The sequence below is a fragment of the Pseudomonas sp. PSPC2-3 genome (assembly GCF_049898265.1).
GTDB classification, from domain to species: domain Bacteria; phylum Pseudomonadota; class Gammaproteobacteria; order Pseudomonadales; family Pseudomonadaceae; genus Aquipseudomonas; species Aquipseudomonas veronii.
On record NZ_JAFCXJ010000021.1, the window covers coordinates 1 to 3116 of the forward strand.

The 3116-nt window shown below is 54.1% G+C and carries 5 protein-coding genes; all 5 read right to left on the reverse strand.

Annotation, left to right across the window (positions count from 1 at the left end; genetic code table 11):
• Positions 1-434, reverse strand: a 434-nt coding sequence (locus ACP7E3_RS31785; RefSeq protein WP_426125500.1) for a glycoside hydrolase family 104 protein, incomplete at its 3' end; no start/stop codon positions are given.
• Positions 435-496: 62 nt separating this feature from the next.
• The gene (locus ACP7E3_RS31790; protein WP_426125502.1) at positions 497-1474 is read right to left on the reverse strand and encodes a tail fiber domain-containing protein; all 978 of its coding nucleotides are present in this window, start codon (positions 1472-1474) and stop codon (positions 497-499) included.
• Between the two features lie 66 nt (positions 1475-1540).
• A complete protein-coding gene (locus tag ACP7E3_RS31795; RefSeq protein WP_426125504.1) occupies positions 1541-2227 on the reverse strand; it encodes a hypothetical protein in 687 nt (228 codons plus the stop codon).
• Positions 2224-2550, reverse strand: coding sequence for a hypothetical protein (locus ACP7E3_RS31800; protein WP_426125506.1), 327 nt, complete (start codon positions 2548-2550; stop codon positions 2224-2226). Before ACP7E3_RS31800 ends, ACP7E3_RS31795 begins: the two co-directional genes overlap by 4 nt.
• The coding region (locus tag ACP7E3_RS31805) for a DUF1983 domain-containing protein (RefSeq protein WP_426125507.1) at positions 2547-3116 on the reverse strand (570 nt) is incomplete at its 5' end. The genes ACP7E3_RS31805 and ACP7E3_RS31800, both read right to left, overlap by 4 nt.

Below are 3116 nucleotides of genomic sequence, written 5' to 3' on the forward strand. Positions count from 1 at the left end.
GCGCCGGGCAGGCTGGCCCAGATGTTCCGGCACTTCGCGATAGCCGTTTCGATCCGCCCGGCCACCACGTCGGGCAAAGCCCTGCACTCGCGGATGTGCTGCAGCGCCAGAAGGTCTTGGCTGATCGGGCTGAAGTCAGGCAGCTTGAGCAGCGCCTTGTAGTGCGGCCAGTCCTTCAGCATCTGCTGGTATCGGCCGGAAGCATTGGACGTCAGCCCCTTGCTGTTGATGACCTTCGACGCGCGCCCCTTGACGAACGGGTGATCTGTGAAGTCTTTGAACACCTCGGGCTTTCGATCGATACCAGTGACGATCACGTCGTAGCCATCCATGGCAGTGGCTGGAGATGTGCTGGTGCCCTCGGACCAGGCGAGCATGTCCAGGAACGCCAACGTGTTACGGCCGCCGGCGAGTGATTCGGAAAGTCGTGCCATTGCTTTTCTCCAGACAAAAAAATACCCGCTCATGGCGGGGTGCGTTTGTTGCGGCAGTGGGTTTAAGCAGCGTCGACCTTATTGGCCTTCAGTTCCTCAATCTCGGCTTTGAGCTCTTTGATCGCGGAGATCAGGTAGGGAATGATGCCAGTGTAGTTCACTCGCCAGATTTCCTCGTCATCACCTACGCCGCCAGGGGTTACGAGGAAAGGGAGAACGTCATGCAGCTCCTGGGCAATGACCCCGGCCTCGTGGAATGGATATTCCTTGTCGGTCAGCATCGAGCGGCGATCAAACTCTACCGGACGTATCTGCAAAATCTTCTCCAGCCCGCCTGATATTTCCACATCGTTAATTTTCAGACGGCGATCAGATCCCTGTGTCACGGTTCCCGGTACGGTAAGGTTGCCCGAATATGAGTAACTCATCACTGGGCCGGTGGCGGTATTGTCACCATTTACGGTTCGCCAACTGAAGCCACCCGTCCCCGTACCGCGATTACAAATCCAATACTGTTCGCCTGTACTACCATTCCACCCTGAGTGAGCCCCATAAGATGAGTAATCATACGACTCACCGCGAAGTTTCAGAGATCCACCACGCAACTGGAATGCGTCCCCCGCAGCATTCGCACCACTGCCGACCAATACGATGCCCAGATTAGTTAACGCATCACGCGCCGTTGTGCCACCCGTCCCGCCCTTGCTCACCGGTAACACGTCATAGTTACCGGTAGTACCCAGCGCCGCAAGCTTCGGCCCGAACTGGTTGTTCAGGGAGTTGAAGGCATCCGACAGCATCTTGTCATAGCCCTGCACGGGCATGATGGCGTAAGCGGCGCCGGTTACTGTCGGTCCTTTGTAGGCCGGGAGGATCGAGATTACTGTAGAGCTGGCTACGTTAGCGACTTCATAGGTTGCGCCATCCGGACCGATGAACGAATCACCCACCCTGGAAGATGCCGCGAAATCAACACCGGCGCCCGTAACTGTAGTGCTGCCATTTTGAACCGCAACTGTTCCTGCCCTTTGCCAAACCATATTTTTCTCCAGGCAAAAAAATACCCGCTAAAGGCAGGGTATTCAAAGTTAAATGTTGAACTCTTCCTATGTACCAGGAAGCCTGGCAAAAACAGCGCCGGGAGCGCCAATGTTTGTCCATGCCGAAATTGCACTAACACCAAAAACCTGAAGTCTGTTTTCTGAATAGTTGAACCTTACAGCTGATGTCATCCAGTTTAGATGGTTTTGCAGTATTCCCCGGGAAAAGGGATTGATCATGAAGTACTCATCAGATTGCAGCGGCGCAACAGATCCGTTTGCCCAGTAGTACGCCTGGGCAGTCCCATTTAGAACTACTTGCCCCTGATATGACCATGAGTTATTTGCTCGTGTGAAGATTACCGGGGCGGCCCCGGAATCAAAGATAAGCACGCCGTTTGCATCCCACATTCTTAGCCCGTAGTCAGCCTTACTTATTGAAGCAAATACAGCTGCAAACCACTTTCCGGCAGGCCTGAAGTCAATGTTAAGTGACGTGATGGAAAACCCAGTCCACGCCCCAGGACCTCCGTTAATGGTCATGCTCGTGTAAAGCTCGCTTGGTCTTGCCGAGCTGTTCTGAATGAATACGCACGGCGGCTCAGGCGTTGTTATTGGTGCTGGAAACGACACCGACACAGATGAGCTGCCGGAAGCCTGATATGTGCCGCTATACAGCGCACAGAGCCTAGGGTGTTCTGAGTCTATTTGCGCATAGTTTCCATCATTTACCACTAGCAGCCCGAAAGTCAATTTCTGAACCTCATTACAAGCAACCTGAACTGTATTGTTGATCCTATCGCGCCAGGCTCATTTGGATGTTTTGATTGCACAACAACCGAACCGACGCCTACCGACATAAACGGCATGGCGCTGTAGCAGTAGTTGTTAGCTGCTGCCTGGGTAGGAAGTATGACGGCTGTGCATGTTATCGGGTCGAACCCGGCAATGCTTGCTGTAACTATTGCTCCCATGGCGAGCGTGTACACAGCATTATGCAGAACCTGATAGGTGTAGCTATCAGTGTCCATCTGTAGGGCGCCATTTGCCGCCCATGTTCTCAGGCCGGTACTCATTCGGTTTGATCTCCCAACTGAACCCGTTTGACGTTGTTCACATCCCAGAAGCGTAAAGATCGATTCGTCATAATCGAACGGCCTTGCCCGGGGACTACGCCGTTAATCTCGAAGGTTCCGTCCTTCTTGAGAATCCATCCCTGCTGACCGGCGATGTAGTTCGTAGAGCTGATGTACTCGCCGATCTTTGCGTTGGTGATCGTGCCATCTTGGATAAACGCCGAAGTGACAAACGTCTGGCCGCCGGATACCGAGAACGGCGACACCGGAGTGCCATTGTTCAGGTTCAACAACATGAACGTGTCGGCTCTTACCACGAACTGCGACGACACGCCGGACGGATCAACCTGCAGGCCAAGGCCGAACGCTGCCGCGTACTTCTGCCCGCCTGCTGTGGTTTCCATCTTCACCGACCACAGGGTAGATAGCTGGCCGTTGGTGTTAGCCAGCGCCGAGGACGTTTCCTGAATGGCAGATGTGTTTTGACCGACAGTGGCTTGCAGTTGCGTGGTCTTCGTCGCCTCAGCCTCAATCGCGGTTGCCCTGACCTTGCTCTCCTCGACAAT